Genomic DNA, 14,489 nt, shown 5'->3' with positions numbered 1-14,489 from the left:
GTTTGCTGATCGCTACCAAAAACTACGGGACAAGGGGCGGTGCCCGAAGGTCGCATTAGTGGCATGCATGCGCGTACTGATCGTGCGGATCAACGTGATGGTGAGAGACGGCACCAGTTGGAGGACAGGTGCCGTGTGAAGACAGTTGCTCCTACCGGATAGATCTGTGCTCGGATCGGCCCTCACCCTAACCCTCTCCCAGGGGGAGAGGGGACCGTTCGGTGCCGGATGAACCCACAGCGTCAGCCGGCACGATTTGCTCCCTCTCCCTGAGGGAGGGCTGGGGTGAGGGAGAAAGCACAAACACGGAACTACCAGTGAAAGACAGTTGCTCCTACCCAAAGCCCAACACCGCGTAGGAGCGGGCTCCGTTCGCGATCGGCCACGCGCGCATCCATATCACCGAATCTGCCGACCGTAGGGCGCATAACCCGGAACGGGTTATCCGCCCTGCCCAATTCCGACCTGCGCTGCTAAGGGTTCTGCAGGAACACCACATACCCCCTGAACCACCGGCTCTTCGCCAGGTAGGCCGGTGCCTGCCATTCCCCGTACTGCGCCAGCCCGATGCGGAAAGGCAGCTGCAGCCGCGCCACGCGCGGCAGGTAAGCCTGGTAGTTGGGGATGGTCTGGCGCCCCTGGTAGGTCTGCACCACCACTTCGTCCACCACGCCGGCCAGACGGTTGATGGTTTCAGGCGCAGCGTTGCTGCCCCAGTCCATGAGCCCGGTGATGCTCAGTTTGCAGTCCTTGGGGAGACGCGTGCGCAGGTCCTGCAGGAAGTCGACGTACTCGTGCAGATAGCGCGTGCGCGCATCGAAATCGATCTGCACGCCGACCACTGGATTGCCCGCAGCGCGCCAGCGGCGCAGTTGCGAGAGGAGGGTGCGGTAGATGTCTTCGCTCCAGCGCAAGGTATGGGCGCGGTAGACCACCCAGACCTCGCCCTGCTTCAGGCGCGGGATGGCGATGCCCTGGGCGATCAGTCGCGCGCGGCCATCGCTGTAGCGCGGCGCGCTGACCTGCCCCTGCAGCACATAGAGGGTGCGCGCATGGGCCAGCACGGGCTGGGGCGCAACACCGCTCCAGAGCCAGAAGGCATCGTGGTTCGCGGCGTCCACTCCGGCCGCCGGGGCGTTGCTCGCGAGCAACGCCAGCGCCAGGGCCAACACGCGCCGCACGGCGCTTACCAGTAGTACTTCAGCGATTTCGCCCAGGGCGTGGCGGAGTACTGGCCCTTGAGGGTGCGGAACCACTGCTTGCGCTGCGACGGGGCGATGTCCTGGCTTCCGCAGCCGTTGTAGCCACTGGGGGCGAAACAGTTGATGGCGCGGAACAGCGCGTAAGCGCGGTCCTCCTCCACGGCCTGCTTGTCGGCGATGACCTTGAGGTAGCCGTCCATGCGCGAGTAGGGCGTACCGGCGAACAGCGATTCGCCGCCGCCCAGCTCGCGCTCGCTGGGCTGGGTATCCAGCGGGAAGCCGTCCAGGCCGTTGCGCAGGATGAATTCCCCGAGGCAGTTCAGCGCCTTGGGCGGCTGCGGGTTCTGCAGCAGGTCACGGGCAACGTCGACGATCGCCGGGCATTCGTAGCCGCTGTCGTTCTTGCCGCCCGGCCACTGGAACAGCGACAGCGGCATGCTGCCGTAGAGGTAGCCGATGCTGGCGCCTAGCGGCTTGCCGCTGCCGTCAGTGGGCAATAGCGCGAGATCGTCGATATAGGCCTGGTACTGGCCGTGCAGCAGGTCCTTGTAGAGCAGCGCGAACAGCGCGGTATCGCGCTCCTCCACCGAGATGCTGGTGGATTTGGCTTGCTGGCGCAGCAGGTCAGGGCCGGCGACGTGGCGCAGGAGAATCTCGCGAATGATCGGCGTATGCACCGGCGAGCCTTCGGCGAAGACCTTCACCAGGCGGTCGCTGCGCTCGTAGTTGAAAGCCAGCGCCAGCTCCAGTTGATCGCGCTGCAGCGGCTGCTCGGCCAGCGGCAGCAGGCGCAGCCAGAGTTTCTCCGCGGCGATCCAGTCGTTGCCGGCCTCTAGGGCAAAACCGCGCAGGGTCTGCTGGCTGAAGGCGAGGTAGTCGAGCTTGGCCGGCAGTTCCTCGGGCAGGAATTTCAGCGCTTCGGCAGGCTTTTCCTCGACGTACAGCAGGTAGGCGGCTGTCAGGTAGTCGTGCAGGCCAGGGTACTTCGCGAACAGGTCCTTCTGCGCCGCCAGGCCGGCGGCGTCGAGGGCGCGAGGCTCGTTGGGTTCGTGGTGGCGCATCTGCATCAGGTCGAGCACCGCCAGCAGGCGTGCGTCGCGCACATCGGCCGGGTGGGCGGTGACCAGCAGCTTGTTGTCGACTTCCTGCACCAGTTGGGCGAGATCGTCGGCGTCCTCGCGGGCAAACAGCTCGGAGTACTCACCGGCCAGCCGGCTCTCATCGCTCATCAGCCAGTAAACGCGGCGCGTCAGGCCCTGGGCCGAAGCACTGTACCGACCCTGTGGATAAGCCTTGAGGTAGTCGCCCAGGGCGGTTTCGGCCTGGGCGAGGATCTTCTTGTCCACCTTGCGCAGGTCCGGGTAGCCCATCTCGTCGAAGGCGTTCTGCTGCGCCTGATTGAGCAGGGCGCGGGCGACCATGTAGCGCGAGGTTTCCTTCAACCAGGGCTGGTCGCTGTCCTGCAGGGCGCGGAAGGATTTCAGCGCGTCGCCGAAGCGCCCGCTGTAGAAGTCCGCGGCGCCCTTGAGATAGCTGCGGTAGGCCTTGGCCTGCGCGTTCTGCAGGTCACCCGGCAGCAGCACGCTGAGCTGGGTTTCGTCCCACTGGCAGGCGCCCAGCAGGGTCAGGCGCGCACGGGCCAGGCCCTGGCGTTCGCCGGCGGAAAGGCTGTCGACCAGCAGCAGCTGGCTGAGGAAGTCCTGGGCGGTGCCGGCGTTGTTGCTGCGGCAGCGGCTGCCTTCACCGCTGGCGAAGCTGTCGGCGGAGGACTGCACGGCATCCGCCGGCAGGCCGATGCGCGCGGCGAGGTCGGCCAGCGGCGCGGTGCTGGCTCCGCTGGCGCTGTCGGTCGAATCACCGGGCGCGGCGCCTTCCAGCCAGCGCGCCAGCGGGAACGGCACCTGGCCGTAGCCCAGTTGCTGCTCATCGTCGGTCAGCGCGCGGTTGGGAATGCTGGCCTGGCCCGCGTCGGCCAGCAGCAGCTGCAGGTTGACCCGGCTGTCGTTGCCCGGGCTCAGGAACGGCAGGCTGTTGCACACGTCCAGAGAATCACGCTTGAGGTTCCAGCTCGGGTAGCAGGAGTCGTCGCTGCTCGCGCGCGCTTCCTGCACGCCAAGGCAGCCGGTGATCAGGGCCAGCAGGGTCAGTCCGTACAGACGCATGAATGATCCTTGTCCGTTGGAGCCCGCACGCCGGGCCGGAAATCAGAGCAGGGAGAATCTTACCTCGCCGCGTCCACTCTTGCCCGCCCGCATGGGTACAAGACTGTAAACGCGATCTACCGCACAGCAGAGCCTGCGACACGTTGTCCAGCTGATTCCTTCTTTGTTCCGGCTCAAAGAAGGAATTTGCCGACCGGGTATTTCTGTAGCCAACGACAGTTCATCGATTACGGAGAGTTACCCATGTTTGATCAGGAAGAGATTTCGCTTTCCCGCCGCACCCTGCTGGCCGGCGCCGTAGTACTGGGCGTTACCGGCAGCATGCTCGGCAGCGGCAAGGCCTTGGCTGACGGGGAGGCCGCGCCGAAGAACATGGGTGCGGCCGCGGACCTCTCGAAGCTGGAGCACGTCCAGATCGAGCTGGTCGCTCCGCCCTTCGTCCACGCCCACGAACAGCGTGCCAAGGGCAAGCCCAAGGTCGTGCAGTTCCGCATGGTGATCGAGGAGAAGAAGCTGGTCATCGACGACGATGGCACCGAGATCCACGCCATGACCTTCAACGGCTCGGTGCCCGGCCCGATGATGGTGGTACACCAGGACGACTACCTGGAGCTCACCCTGGTCAACCCGGCGACCAACACCCTGACCCACAACATCGACTTCCATGCCTCCACCGGCGCCCTGGGCGGCGGCGCGCTGACCCTCATCCAGCCCGGCGAGGAAGTGAAGCTGCGCTTCAAGGCCACCCGTCCCGGCGTGTTCGTCTACCACTGCGCGCCGGGCGGCGCGATGATCCCCTGGCACGTGGTCTCGGGCATGAACGGCGCGATCATGGTGCTGCCGCGCGACGGCCTGAAGGACCGCGAAGGCAAGTCCCTGAAGTACGACAAGGTGGTCTACATCGGCGAGCAGGACTACTACGTCCCGCGCGACAAGGACGGCAAGTTCAAGCGCTACGGCACGCCGATGGAAAGCTACAACGACATGCAGGAAGTCATGAAGGGACTGATCCCCAGTCACATCGTGTTCAACGGCAAGGTCGGCGCCCTCACCGGCAAGAACGCGCTCAAGGCCAACGTCGGCGAGACCGTGCTGATCGTCCACTCCCAGGCCAACCGCGATACCCGCCCGCACCTCATCGGCGGCCATGGCGACCACGTCTGGGCCACCGGCAAGTTCCACAACCCGCCGGAGGAAGACCTGGAAACCTGGTTCATCCCAGGCGGCGCGGCCGGCGCTGCGCTGTACACCTTCCTGCAGCCGGGCCTGTACACCTACCTCAACCACAACCTCATCGAGGCTGTGCTGCTGGGCGCCGCGGCGCACATCCAGGTCGAAGGCCAATGGAACAACGACCTGATGAGCCAGATCCAGCCGCCGACTGCGATCAAGTAAGCCCCGAGGCCGGCCCCTCCCGGGCCGGCCCTTACCCAGTAAACGATACGGGCGACCGGGCCAACCATGCGCAAGACCCTCCTGATCGGCGTCCCCGTCGCACTGCTGCTGGGCGGGGCCTTCCTCCTGCTACGGCCGCAGTACGCACCGGAACTCGCGCCGCAAACCGTGCGGCTCGAACCCCGCGACTTCGACTTCCGCCCGGCGGGCGACTACTGGCTGGAGAAACAGGCAGTGGATGCGCCGTCGCAGCGTGAACACCTCGCCCCGCGCTTTGAAGTCATGAAATTCCAGGTCAGCCAGGGCGAATACGCCCGCTGCGTAGCCGAGGGCGATTGCCTGGCACTGGACAACAGCGCTCCCCGCGACGACCTGCCGCTGACCGGTGCCAGCCTGCTGGACGCGCAGCTGTACGCCGACTGGCTGTCGCGGCGCACCGGCCAGCAGTGGCGGCTGCCCACCGACCGCGAGTGGGCCTTCTTCGCCGGCACGCGCTGGGCCGACGATGCCCTGCGCATCGAAGACGACGATGGCAGCAACCCCGCCCGGCGCTGGCTGGCGCGCTATCGTCTGGAAGCGGAAACCCGCACCAGCGCCTCGGCGCTACCCCAAGCGCGTGGCAACCACGGGCTCAACGAGTACGGCGTGGCTGACCTGGGCGGCAACGTCTGGGAATGGACCCAGAGCTGCCACCAGCGGGTCAACCTCGACGCCCAGGGCGCCCAGACTCACCGCGCCGAGTACTGCTCGATCCGCATTGCCGAAGGGCGTCACCGCGCGGCGATCAACGATTTCGTCCGCGATGCCCGCGGCGGCGGCTGCAGCGCCGGCCAGCCACCGGATAACCTCGGCTTCCGCCTGGTCAGAGACATCCCTTGATTCCCCTCAAGTTTCGCCGCAGCGCTTAACCGTTATGCTGCGGCGAACCGACGGGAATCACTGCCGTGACCGCTGATATCTCGCTGAACCGCGCCTGGCTGGGTAGCTTGCCGCCATTTGCCAACAGCAGCCGCGAGGAACAGGACGACATCCTCCGCCAGGCCAGCATCCTGCGCCTGAGCAGTGGTGTGGCCGTGTTCGAGCAAGGCTCGCCAGCGACCAGCTTCTACCTGCTGGTGCACGGCCGGCTGAAAGCCACCCAGCTCACCGGCGACGGCCAGCGCGTGCTGGTGCGCGTGGTCAATCCGGGCGATCTGTTCGGCTTCGTCCGCGCCCTCGGCCGGCGCGACTACCCCGCGACCGCCACGGCCAGCCAGGACAGCCTGGTCCTGGCCTGGCCCACCGGCCAGTGGGAACCCCTGCTCGCCCGCCACCCCGGCTTCGCCCTGAACACCGTGCAGGCCATCGGCGAGCGCCTGCAGGAAGCCCACGTGCGCTTCTGCGAATTGGCTACCGAAGAGGTCGAACGGCGCGTCGCCCACACCGTGCTGCGCCTGGTGCAGCAGTCCGGCCGACCGGAGGCCGACGGCATCCGTATCGATTTCCCGGTCACCCGCCAGGACATCGCCGAGATGACCGGCACCACCCTGCACACCGTCTCGCGCATCCTCAGCGCCTGGGAAGACCGCGGCCTGGTGGTCGGTGGCCGGCAGAAGCTGCTGGTGTGCGACCCGCAGCAACTGATGCGGGTGGCCGGTGGCGACGAGCGGGAAGTGGCGCACGACGGCGCTTGACTGCAATCAAGGAGAGCGGCGCGCCCATTTCCCTAGACTCACCACCACCGCCACGACGACTGCGGCCGCCGTGCCCCACTCCACCCGAGGCCCGCCATGACCGACAACCTCACCGAGCGCACCCTGAGCGACCTGGCCTTCAGCCTGCCGGGCAGCTCCGCGCTGTTCCACGACTACAAGCTCGACTTCTGCTGCGCCGGCCAGCGCAGCCTGGCCGAAGCCGCCAGCGAACAGGGCCTCGACGCCCAGCGCATCGCCGCCGAACTACAGTCGCTGCCCCCCGCCAACGATCAGACCGACTGGCGCCTGAGCAGCAACGACCAGCTGATCGACCACATCCTCGAGCGCTATCACAAGGTCCACCGCGAGCAATTACCGGCGCTGATCCCGCTGGCTGAGCGGGTCGAGAAGACCCACGCCGCGCATCCGCAATGCCCCGCCGGGCTGACCGCGCACCTGAAGCAGATGCAGGAAGAACTGGAATGGCACATGTGCAAGGAGGAAAGCGTGCTGTTCCCCTGGCTGCGCCAGGGCATCCCGCTGACCCACGTGCAGGGCCCGATCGGCGTGATGCGCCATGAGCACGACGAACACTCGCAGTCCCTTGCCGCGCTGGCCGACCTGACCGACGACCTCACCGTGCCGGCGGACGGCTGCAACAGCTGGCGCCGCCTCTACATTGGCCTGGAAGAACTGCGCCGCGACCTGATGCAGCACATCCACCTGGAGAACAACCTGCTGTTCCTGGGCGCCAACCACCCGGCCTGAGTGCCGGACCGGGAGCCAGGAGGGCGACCAGTGACAGCTTGTCTCACCACGCCACCCAGCGGCATCGCGCATACTGGCGGGATCGTCCCCGCCCAGGAGCGCTCCGCCATGCTCGCGCATCGCGTCCACCACCAGATTCTGTGCGGCCACCATCTGTTCAACGTGCTCAACGAAGAACAGCTGGAACAACTGCTCGCTACCAGCACGCTGCTCAACCTGGAAAAAGGCGACAAGCTGTTCCTTCAGGGGGAGCCCGCGCATTGCTTCTACTTCGTGATTTCCGGGGCGGTGAAGATCTACCGTTTGACACCGGAGGGACAGGAAAAGGTGCTGGAGGTCGTCGGCAGCCGGCAGACCTTCGCCGAAGCCATGATGCTGATGGACACCTCCGACTACGTGGCCTCGGCCCAGGCGCTGGAACCCACGCAGGTTTACCGCTTCGCCAACCGCACCTACATGGAGTTGCTGCACAGCAACCCGCAGTTGCCCTTCTCCCTGCTCGCCACCCTCTGCGTACGCCTGCACCGGCGGATCAACGAGATCGAGACGCTGTCGCTGAAGAACTCCACCCACCGCGTGGTGCGCTACCTGATCACCCAGCTCAACCGCCATGGCAACCAGGACAGCCGCTTCGAGCTGCCGATGGCCAAGCAACTGGTGGCCGGGCACCTGTCGATCCAGCCGGAGACTTTCTCCCGCGTGCTGCGGCGTCTGATCGACGAGAAGATCATCGACCTCAATGGCCGCACGGTGCAGGTGCTCGACGTCGCGCGGCTGGAACAGTTCGAGTAAGCCATGCGCCAGTGCCTGTACTGCCAGCAAGAGAGCCCCGAGGACGCTGCGGAATGCCCGCAATGCGGGATGCCCCTGCCGGTGGATCAGGAACTGGCGAAGCAGCGCCGGCTGCGGCGCTTCGCCTGGTATTGCGCCATTCTCGCGGTGTTCTGCGGGGTGATGATGGTCTGGTTGCCGCGCTGAACTCCCTCCAATCCGCTTTTGCTTTTCGTAGGACCGACGGGAACGCCCAGTCCTCGCTCGCGAAGCAGGCCCGCTGCGGGGTTCGGTTCGCGAGCAAGCTCGCTCCTACACAAAAACGTCGTTACCCCTGCCGGCGGGTGAGCTGCCGGTAGAGCTGCGGCAACTGCACCGGCAGCTGCGCCGGATTGTTGATCAGCAGATAGCCCTGACTACCGAACAGGTGCGGCAGGTAGTCCGCGGCCTCGCGGTCGATGGTGATGCAGAACGGCACCAGCCCCGCGCGACGGGCTTCGAGCACGGCCTGGCGCGTGTCCTCGATGCCGTAGCGCCCCTCATACAGGTCCAGGTCATTGGGCTTGCCGTCGGTGAGGATCAGCAGCACCCGCTGGCGCTCCTTACGCTCCAGCAAAAGCTGCGTGGCTTGGCGGATCGCCGCGCCCATGCGCGTGTAGTAGCCCGGCCGCAGGGCGCGGATGCGCCCGCGCACCACATCGTTGTGGCGCTCGTCGAAGGTCTTCAGCTGGGTCAGGCGCACCTGCTGGCGACGCAGCGAGGAGAACCCGTACAGCGCGAAACGATCCCCCACCGCCTGCAGCGCCTCGCCGAACAGCAGCAGGCTGTCGCTGATCAGATCGATCACCCGGTGGTCATCGTCGATGTGCGCGTCGGTGGACATCGACAGGTCCGCCAGCAGCAGGCACGCGAGGTCGCGGCGGGTCTGCCGGCGCTCGAGGAACAGCCCGGGCTCACTGCAGGCGCCGAGGCGCCGCTCGACGCTGAAGTCCAGCCAGGCTTCCAGGTCCAGCTCCGCGCCCTGGGGTTGCCGGCGCAGCCACTGTGGTTGCTGGCGCAGGCTCTCGAACTGACGGCGCAAGCGCCGCGCTATCGGCGCCAGGGAGTCGGGCAGCGGCGCAGGTTCCGCGTCGCGCGGCAGCATCAACTGCAGGCAGACGTGCTCGTCGATCAGTTGCTGGCGGCGGTAGTCCCATTCCGGCAGGCGAATACCCTCGCCCAGCGGCACGTCGTCGTAGTCGGCGGCCGGCAAGTCGAGGTCAAGCTTCAGCCCTCCGCCCTTCTTCTGCCGTTGTCGGGACATGCTCAGGTGATCGAGGTCGTCGGCAACCTTCGCTGCGTCCAGGTCCTCGCTGTCGTCGCCGGCGCGATCCAGTTCGATGTGCTCGGACCAGCTGAACAGGTTTTCCAGGCGGAACAGCAGCAGACCTCCGCGGCCGGGGTCCTGCTCGACCCGCTCGGCGCGCTTGCGTGCCAGGCCCTTGGCTTCGCTGTGGGCGGAGCGGGCGTGCTCGTCGCCATCGATCAGGTCGGTGTGCTGCGGCGCCGCCAGGCGTTGCGGCGGGTAGAGCCACAGCGGCACTGGCCAGGGTGCTTTTTCACTGCGTGGCAGGCGCTCGACGCTGCCCGGATCGCGCAGCGCTCGTTGCAGCGCCCGCTCCAGCTGCGCCTCGGCAGGCGGCAGGTCACCGGTATCGGGCCGCAGGCTCAGCAGCGCTTCCACCAGTCGACGGTAGCGCGGGCGCAGCAGCGGGTAGCGCTCCAGCACGGCGCAGGTCCAGGCCTGGTTGTCGCGCGCCCAGTGGCACATCGGCTGGCTATGGGCCGCGAGCAGCGCCAGCCAGCGGTAGAGTTCGCGGTTCAGTTCGGCGTCGGGGTACACCGTCAGTTGCGCGGGCAGGCGCAGGGAATCGGCGTCGAACCAGGCCACCGGCAATTGCTGGCAAGTGCCGGCCACCTGCTGCAGCAGGCTGCGGCGCACCAGCAGTTCGCGGGCGCTGGCCGCTTCCACGCCGACCCCGGCCTCGCCGCCGGTGCCGCGGAACAGCAGCAGCAGACTGCGCCGCACGTCCTCCAGGCTGACGGCTGCCTCTTCGAACTCCGGGCTGGCGCGGCGCGTGATGAAGCGGTGCCAGACGCGACCGAAGCTTTCTTCGATTTCGAGGTGGATGGTCATGGCTGGGCTCCGCGATTGAGATATGCCGTAGCACGGACGGTCCCCTCTCCCTGTGGGAGAGGGTTAGGGTGAGGGTGCTACCGGCCTCTCCAGCGCTGGGCGCTACCCTCACCCCCGCCCTCTCCCAAAGGGAGAGGGAGTAGATCGTGCCAATGGACGATCAAGAGTCATCCTGAAACTTGCGCAAAAAAGGCCCGCCGCAAAGCGGACGGGCCCGGGTGGACGGTATCGATCAGCTCACCTGAGCCGCGCCGGAAGCAACGGCCACGCGGCCGCGCTGGCGGAAGCTCAGCAGGTAGCAGATCAGCCCGATGAAGAAACCAACACCGGAGTACAGGCGCAGCCAGAAGAAGATCTTCAGCTGGTCGACAGTGGCCATGAACGGCATCGCGGCGCCATCGGCGGGCATGCGCTGCAGCCAGACCTGGACGATGCCGGCGGCGGTGAGCATCAGGGTGATCAGCAGCATGGAGATGGTCATCAGCCAGAAGCCCCAGATCTCCAGGCTCTGTGCACGGGCGTCAGGCGCTTCGCCGATGCCCCGCAGGCGCGGCATGGCGTAGCTGATCATGGTCATGACGATCATCGCGTAGGCGCCGTAGAAGGCCAGGTGGCCGTGGGCGGCGGTGAGCTGCGAGCCGTGGGTGTAGTAGTTCACCGGAGCCAGGGTGTGCAGGAAGCCCCACACGCCGGCGCCAAGGAAGGCGGTCACGGTGGTGCCCAGCGCCCACAGCGCGGCGGCCTTGTTCGGGTGCTCGCGGCGACGACGGTTCACCATGTTGAAGGCGAACAGCACCATGGCGAAGAACGGCAGCGGCTCCAGCGCGGAGAAGATCGAACCCAGCCACAGCCAGACCTGCGGCGCGCCGATCCAGAAGAAGTGGTGGCCGGTGCCGATGATGCCGGTGATCAGGGCCATGGCGATGATCACGTAGAGCCATTTCTCCACGACCTCGCGGTCGACGCCGGTGATCTTGATCAGCACGAAGGCCAGCATCGCGCCCATGATCAGTTCCCACACGCCTTCCACCCACAGGTGCACGACCCACCACCAGTAGTACTTGTCGCGGGACAGGTTTTCCGGGTTGTAGAAGGAGAACAGGAAGAACACCGCCAGGCCTACAAGGCCGGTCATCATCACCACGCTGACGGCGGTCTTGCGGCCTTTCAACATGGTCATGCCGATGTTGAAGAGGAAGCCCAGCGCCACCACCACGATGCCCATCTTGGTGATCGTCGGCTGCTCGAGGAACTCCCGGCCCATGGTCGGCAGCAGCTCGTTGTGGGTCAGCTTCGCCAGGCCCGCGTAGGGCACCAACAGGTAGCCCAGGATGGTCAGCACGCCGGCGATGGCGAACACCCAGAACAGCACGATGGCCAGTTTCGGGCTGTACAGCTCGCGGTCGGCCTCTTCGGGGATCAGGTAGTAGGCCGCGCCCATGAAGGCGAACAGCAGCCAGACGATCAGCAGGTTGGTGTGCACCATCCGCGCGACGTTGAAGGGGATCGCCGGGAACAGGAAGTCACCGACCACGTACTGCATGCCCATGATCAGCCCGAAGACGATCTGTCCGACGAAGAGCATCAGGGCGAACACGAAGTACGGCTTGGCCACCGACTGCGAGGCGAATTTCAGATAGGGATTGCCCGGGTTCATGTTCAACCCTCCTTGTTCGGCGGCCATTTGTTGGTGTCGATCTTCGATGTCCACAGCAGGAACGCCGCGAGGTCAGTGACCTCCTGGTCGCTCAGGTGGAACTGCGGCATCTGCCGGCGACCGGGCACGCCCAGCGGCTGCATCTTCATCCAGGCCGCGAGGAAGCTGCCGAAGGCCGCGTCACCGCCACGGCGGACCGCTACGTTGCCCAGCTCCGGCGCGAAGTAGGCACCTTCGCCGAGGATCGAATGGCAACCCACACAGTTGTTCTGCTCCCACACCAGCTTGCCGCGAACCACCGATTCGGTGAGCTCACTCTGGTTGGTGCGCTTGGGGAAGGTGGTTTCGGTGTGATAGGTCAGCGCGAGGAACACCAGGAAGAAGAAAACGCCTCCTCCCAGGTAGATGTTCCTCGCCATCCCTTTGGTAAATGTCTCTGACATGGGGCCCTCCTAGGTCACGGTCGGCGCCATTGTAGGAAGCGACCCAGGACCTCTCGCTTGATGGCAATCAAGAAAGACCAATGCTTCCAGTCAGGTATTTTTTCGAAGAAAAATCAGGGAGTTGCGTGTAGTGCCAGAACCACTCCGGTGACCACCAGCGGCCAGCCGAGCAGCAGCGCTTGCCACAGGCGCGGGGCGCGGTTCAGCTCCATGAAACGCAGCGCGATGATCCAGGCCTTGCCCAGGCCCAGCAGCAGGATCGCCGCCACCGGCAGCAGCAAGTCGGATGCATGGTGACCGAGCCAGACCGAGGCGACGGACATCGGCAGCGTCAGCAGCCACGCAAGCAGCAACGTCTTCATGAACCAGGCGCCAGCACGTAGACCAGCGGGAACAGCACGACCCAGACCAGGTCGACCATGTGCCAATACAACGCGCCGGACTCCAGCCCGCCCAGGGCGTCGCTGCGGTAGGCGCCGCGCAGGCAACGCAGGGTCATCCAGCCGAGGATCACCAACCCCAGCAGCACGTGCAGGAAGTGGAAGCCGGTGATCAGCCAGAACAGGGTGAAGAAGGTGCTGTACTCCAGGTCCAGCCCACGCGCAGCAAGGTGATGGTATTCACCGGACTTCAGCACCACATGGGCCAGCCCCAGCAACACGGCGAAACTCAATAGGGCAGCCGCACGGCGCTGCCGGCCGTGGCGCACCTGCTCCACCGCCATCGCCGCGCAGAAGCCGGCGGTAAGCAGGGTCAGGGTCAGCGCCAGGGCGGTGGACAGGTCCAGCTGCGCGCGCCCGGCGCGAAAGCCTTCGACGTCCAGATGCTGGGTCACGGCGAAGACGATGATGAGGATGGCGAAGACGGTCAGCTCGGCGAGAATGAAGAACCACATCGCCAGGTCGCCCGGCAGGTGCCGGGCGCTGAGCGTCGCCTCAGGCGAAGTGGACATCGACCAGGTCCATCAGCGCGGCGACCGTGGCCTCGTCGTCCGACAGCGGCTCGGCGAGCCCGGCGCGGCAGGCATCACGCGGCGCCACGCCGGCCTGCAGTAGGCGCGCGGTGAGTACCAGCAGGCGCGTCGAGCAGACCTCTTCCAGCTCTTGCCGGCCCAGGCGACGCAGGGCCACGCCCAGTTGCGCCAGGCGCTGCGCCAGCTCGGAAGAAGCACCGGCCTCGCGGGCGATGATGCCGGCTTCCACGTCCGGCGTCGGGTAATCGAAGCGCAGGGCGACGAAGCGCTGGCGCGTACTGGGTTTCATGCCCTTCAGCAGGTTCTGATAGCCGGGGTTGTAGGACACCACCAGCATGAAGCCCGGCGGCGCCACCAGGGATTCACCGGTGCGCTCGATGAACAGCTCGCGGCGATCGTCAGCCAGCGGGTGCAGCACCACGACGGTGTCCTGCCGCGCTTCCACCACCTCGTCCAGGTAGCAGATGCCGCCCTCGCGCACCGCGCGGGTCAGCGGGCCGTCCTGCCACCAGGTGCCATCGCTGCCGATCAGGTGGCGGCCGACCAGGTCCGCCGCCGACAGGTCGTCGTGGCAGGCCACGGTGTACAGCGGCAGATTCAGCCGCTGCGCCATGTGCTGGACAAAGCGCGTCTTGCCGCAGCCGGTCGGGCCCTTGATCAGCACTGGCATGCCCTGGGCAGAGGCGTGGGTGAACAGCGCCACCTCGTTGCCGGTCGCCTGGTAGAAGAGCGGCTCGATGTTCTGGGCGGGGGCGTTCATGGCGAGATATCTCTGCGGGAAGTCTTGCCAGGCAAACTAATCAGCCAGCCCCCCTCCCTCAAGCGCGGCGAGAGGAGTTCTTGATTGCCATCAAGCCAGGGCCGCTCGGGCCGCTCCTAGAATCGCCGCAGAAGCCGGGCGGGAAGCCGGCGAAAACGATCGGCGCCTCGAGGCGCCAAGCCTGAGGAGAGACGTTCATGAACAAAGCCCTGGTTGCCCTGCTGTTCGGCGGCTTGCTGGTGCAGACCACCGCGATGGCCAGTACCGGCGAGGAGCTGTTCAAGGCCAAGGCCTGCGTAGCCTGTCACGCCGTCAACAAGTCGGTGGTCGGCCCGGCCTTCAAGGAAGTCGCGGCGAAGTACGGTGCCGATGGCGTGGCGCACATCAGCAACAGCATCAAGACCGGCAGCAAGGGCGTCTGGGGGCCTATCCCGATGCCGGCGAACGCCGTCAGCCCGGACGAGGCCAAGACCCTCGCCGAGTGGATCGTCACTCTCAAGTAATCCATT

Annotated in this window: 15 protein-coding genes and 1 pseudogene; 8 read left to right on the top strand and 8 right to left on the bottom strand. The window is 66.3% G+C overall.

Annotated elements, in window-relative coordinates; all coding sequences use genetic code 11:
• Positions 1–139, top strand: a pseudogene (locus ACIPK7_RS11685) (IS110 family transposase); the annotation flags it as partial.
• 334 nt (positions 140–473) lie between these two features.
• On the opposite strand, the gene ACIPK7_RS11680 reads toward ACIPK7_RS11685, so the two are convergent.
• Positions 474–1,181, bottom strand: a complete 708-nt coding sequence (locus tag ACIPK7_RS11680) for a DUF3142 domain-containing protein (protein ID WP_401087803.1) — start codon at positions 1,179–1,181, stop codon at positions 474–476.
• 5 nt (positions 1,182–1,186) lie between these two features.
• Positions 1,187–3,364 (bottom strand): outer membrane assembly lipoprotein YfiO, encoded by a 2,178-nt coding sequence (locus ACIPK7_RS11675; protein WP_401087801.1) that lies wholly within the window; start codon positions 3,362–3,364, stop codon positions 1,187–1,189.
• Positions 3,365–3,667: 303 nt separating this feature from the next.
• On the opposite strand from ACIPK7_RS11675, the gene nirK reads away from it, so the two are divergent.
• From nirK to ACIPK7_RS11645, 6 genes are all read left to right on the top strand, one after another.
• On the top strand, positions 3,668–4,759 hold the full coding sequence (nirK, locus tag ACIPK7_RS11670; RefSeq protein WP_401087823.1) for a copper-containing nitrite reductase: 1,092 nt from the start codon (positions 3,668–3,670) through the stop codon (positions 4,757–4,759).
• A 66-nt stretch (positions 4,760–4,825) separates the two neighbouring features.
• Positions 4,826–5,638 carry an SUMF1/EgtB/PvdO family nonheme iron enzyme gene (locus tag ACIPK7_RS11665; RefSeq protein WP_192435461.1) on the top strand — a complete coding sequence of 271 codons (813 nt, stop codon included), beginning with the start codon at positions 4,826–4,828 and terminating at the stop codon, positions 5,636–5,638.
• 65 nt (positions 5,639–5,703) lie between these two features.
• Positions 5,704–6,432 carry a Crp/Fnr family transcriptional regulator gene (locus tag ACIPK7_RS11660; RefSeq protein ID WP_401087799.1) on the top strand — a complete coding sequence of 243 codons (729 nt, stop codon included), beginning with the start codon at positions 5,704–5,706 and terminating at the stop codon, positions 6,430–6,432.
• Positions 6,433–6,528: 96 nt separating this feature from the next.
• On the top strand, positions 6,529–7,200 hold the full coding sequence (gene ytfE / locus ACIPK7_RS11655; protein WP_401087797.1) for an iron-sulfur cluster repair protein YtfE: 672 nt from the start codon (positions 6,529–6,531) through the stop codon (positions 7,198–7,200).
• 108 nt (positions 7,201–7,308) lie between these two features.
• Positions 7,309–7,992, top strand: coding sequence for a Crp/Fnr family transcriptional regulator (locus tag ACIPK7_RS11650; RefSeq protein WP_192435521.1), 684 nt, complete (start codon positions 7,309–7,311; stop codon positions 7,990–7,992).
• Between the two features lie 3 nt (positions 7,993–7,995).
• A complete protein-coding gene (locus tag ACIPK7_RS11645; RefSeq protein WP_401087795.1) occupies positions 7,996–8,178 on the top strand; it encodes a protein DnrP in 183 nt (60 codons plus the stop codon).
• 121 nt (positions 8,179–8,299) lie between these two features.
• Here ACIPK7_RS11645 and ACIPK7_RS11640 read toward each other — a convergent pair whose 3' ends face one another.
• The 6 genes from ACIPK7_RS11640 to ACIPK7_RS11615 all read right to left on the bottom strand — a co-directional run bounded on the left by ACIPK7_RS11640 (position 8,300) and on the right by ACIPK7_RS11615 (position 13,980).
• Positions 8,300–10,147 (bottom strand): nitric oxide reductase activation protein NorD, encoded by a 1,848-nt coding sequence (locus ACIPK7_RS11640; RefSeq protein ID WP_401087794.1) that lies wholly within the window; start codon positions 10,145–10,147, stop codon positions 8,300–8,302.
• A 232-nt stretch (positions 10,148–10,379) separates the two neighbouring features.
• Positions 10,380–11,804, bottom strand: a complete 1,425-nt coding sequence (locus ACIPK7_RS11635) for a cbb3-type cytochrome c oxidase subunit I (RefSeq protein WP_081519088.1) — start codon at positions 11,802–11,804, stop codon at positions 10,380–10,382.
• Positions 11,805–11,806: 2 nt separating this feature from the next.
• Entirely contained in the window at positions 11,807–12,247 is a 441-nt protein-coding gene (locus ACIPK7_RS11630; RefSeq protein ID WP_045213987.1) for a cytochrome c, read from the bottom strand.
• 113 nt (positions 12,248–12,360) lie between these two features.
• Positions 12,361–12,609 (bottom strand): cytochrome C oxidase subunit IV family protein, encoded by a 249-nt coding sequence (locus ACIPK7_RS11625; RefSeq protein ID WP_192435465.1) that lies wholly within the window; start codon positions 12,607–12,609, stop codon positions 12,361–12,363.
• Entirely contained in the window at positions 12,606–13,199 is a 594-nt protein-coding gene (locus tag ACIPK7_RS11620; RefSeq protein WP_192435466.1) for a cytochrome c oxidase subunit 3, read from the bottom strand. The genes ACIPK7_RS11625 and ACIPK7_RS11620 overlap by 4 nt, the downstream gene beginning before the upstream one ends.
• Complete coding sequence (locus ACIPK7_RS11615; protein ID WP_192435467.1) at positions 13,183–13,980, bottom strand: CbbQ/NirQ/NorQ/GpvN family protein; 798 nt, start codon at positions 13,978–13,980, stop codon at positions 13,183–13,185. Before ACIPK7_RS11615 ends, ACIPK7_RS11620 begins: the two co-directional genes overlap by 17 nt.
• A gap of 197 nt (positions 13,981–14,177) precedes the next feature.
• Here ACIPK7_RS11615 and ACIPK7_RS11610 point away from each other — a divergent pair, with 197 nt between their 5' ends.
• Positions 14,178–14,483, top strand: coding sequence for a c-type cytochrome (locus ACIPK7_RS11610; protein WP_192435468.1), 306 nt, complete (start codon positions 14,178–14,180; stop codon positions 14,481–14,483).
• Positions 14,484–14,489 lie beyond the last annotated feature (6 nt).

The sequence above is a fragment of the Pseudomonas sp. NPDC086581 genome (genome assembly GCF_044746165.1).
In the GTDB taxonomy this organism is placed as follows: domain Bacteria; phylum Pseudomonadota; class Gammaproteobacteria; order Pseudomonadales; family Pseudomonadaceae; genus Pseudomonas.
This window is presented reverse-complemented; position numbering and strand designations above follow the sequence as displayed.

What these genes read in the sequence shown, in the direction of transcription:
- ACIPK7_RS11650 (WP_192435521.1), top strand. Translation starts at nt 7,309, where the DNA reads ATGCTCGCGCATCGCGTCCACCACCAGATTCTGTGCGGCCACCATCTG.
- ytfE (WP_401087797.1), top strand. Translation starts at nt 6,529, where the DNA reads ATGACCGACAACCTCACCGAGCGCACCCTGAGCGACCTGGCCTTCAGC.
- ACIPK7_RS11625 (WP_192435465.1), bottom strand. Translation starts at nt 12,609, where the DNA reads ATGAAGACGTTGCTGCTTGCGTGGCTGCTGACGCTGCCGATGTCCGTC.
- ACIPK7_RS11630 (WP_045213987.1), bottom strand. Translation starts at nt 12,247, where the DNA reads ATGTCAGAGACATTTACCAAAGGGATGGCGAGGAACATCTACCTGGGA.
- ACIPK7_RS11610 (WP_192435468.1), top strand. Translation starts at nt 14,178, where the DNA reads ATGAACAAAGCCCTGGTTGCCCTGCTGTTCGGCGGCTTGCTGGTGCAG.
- ACIPK7_RS11645 (WP_401087795.1), top strand. Translation starts at nt 7,996, where the DNA reads ATGCGCCAGTGCCTGTACTGCCAGCAAGAGAGCCCCGAGGACGCTGCG.
- ACIPK7_RS11615 (WP_192435467.1), bottom strand. Translation starts at nt 13,980, where the DNA reads ATGAACGCCCCCGCCCAGAACATCGAGCCGCTCTTCTACCAGGCGACC.
- ACIPK7_RS11665 (WP_192435461.1), top strand. Translation starts at nt 4,826, where the DNA reads ATGCGCAAGACCCTCCTGATCGGCGTCCCCGTCGCACTGCTGCTGGGC.
- ACIPK7_RS11620 (WP_192435466.1), bottom strand. Translation starts at nt 13,199, where the DNA reads ATGTCCACTTCGCCTGAGGCGACGCTCAGCGCCCGGCACCTGCCGGGC.
- ACIPK7_RS11675 (WP_401087801.1), bottom strand. Translation starts at nt 3,364, where the DNA reads ATGCGTCTGTACGGACTGACCCTGCTGGCCCTGATCACCGGCTGCCTT.
- ACIPK7_RS11640 (WP_401087794.1), bottom strand. Translation starts at nt 10,147, where the DNA reads ATGACCATCCACCTCGAAATCGAAGAAAGCTTCGGTCGCGTCTGGCAC.
- ACIPK7_RS11635 (WP_081519088.1), bottom strand. Translation starts at nt 11,804, where the DNA reads ATGAACCCGGGCAATCCCTATCTGAAATTCGCCTCGCAGTCGGTGGCC.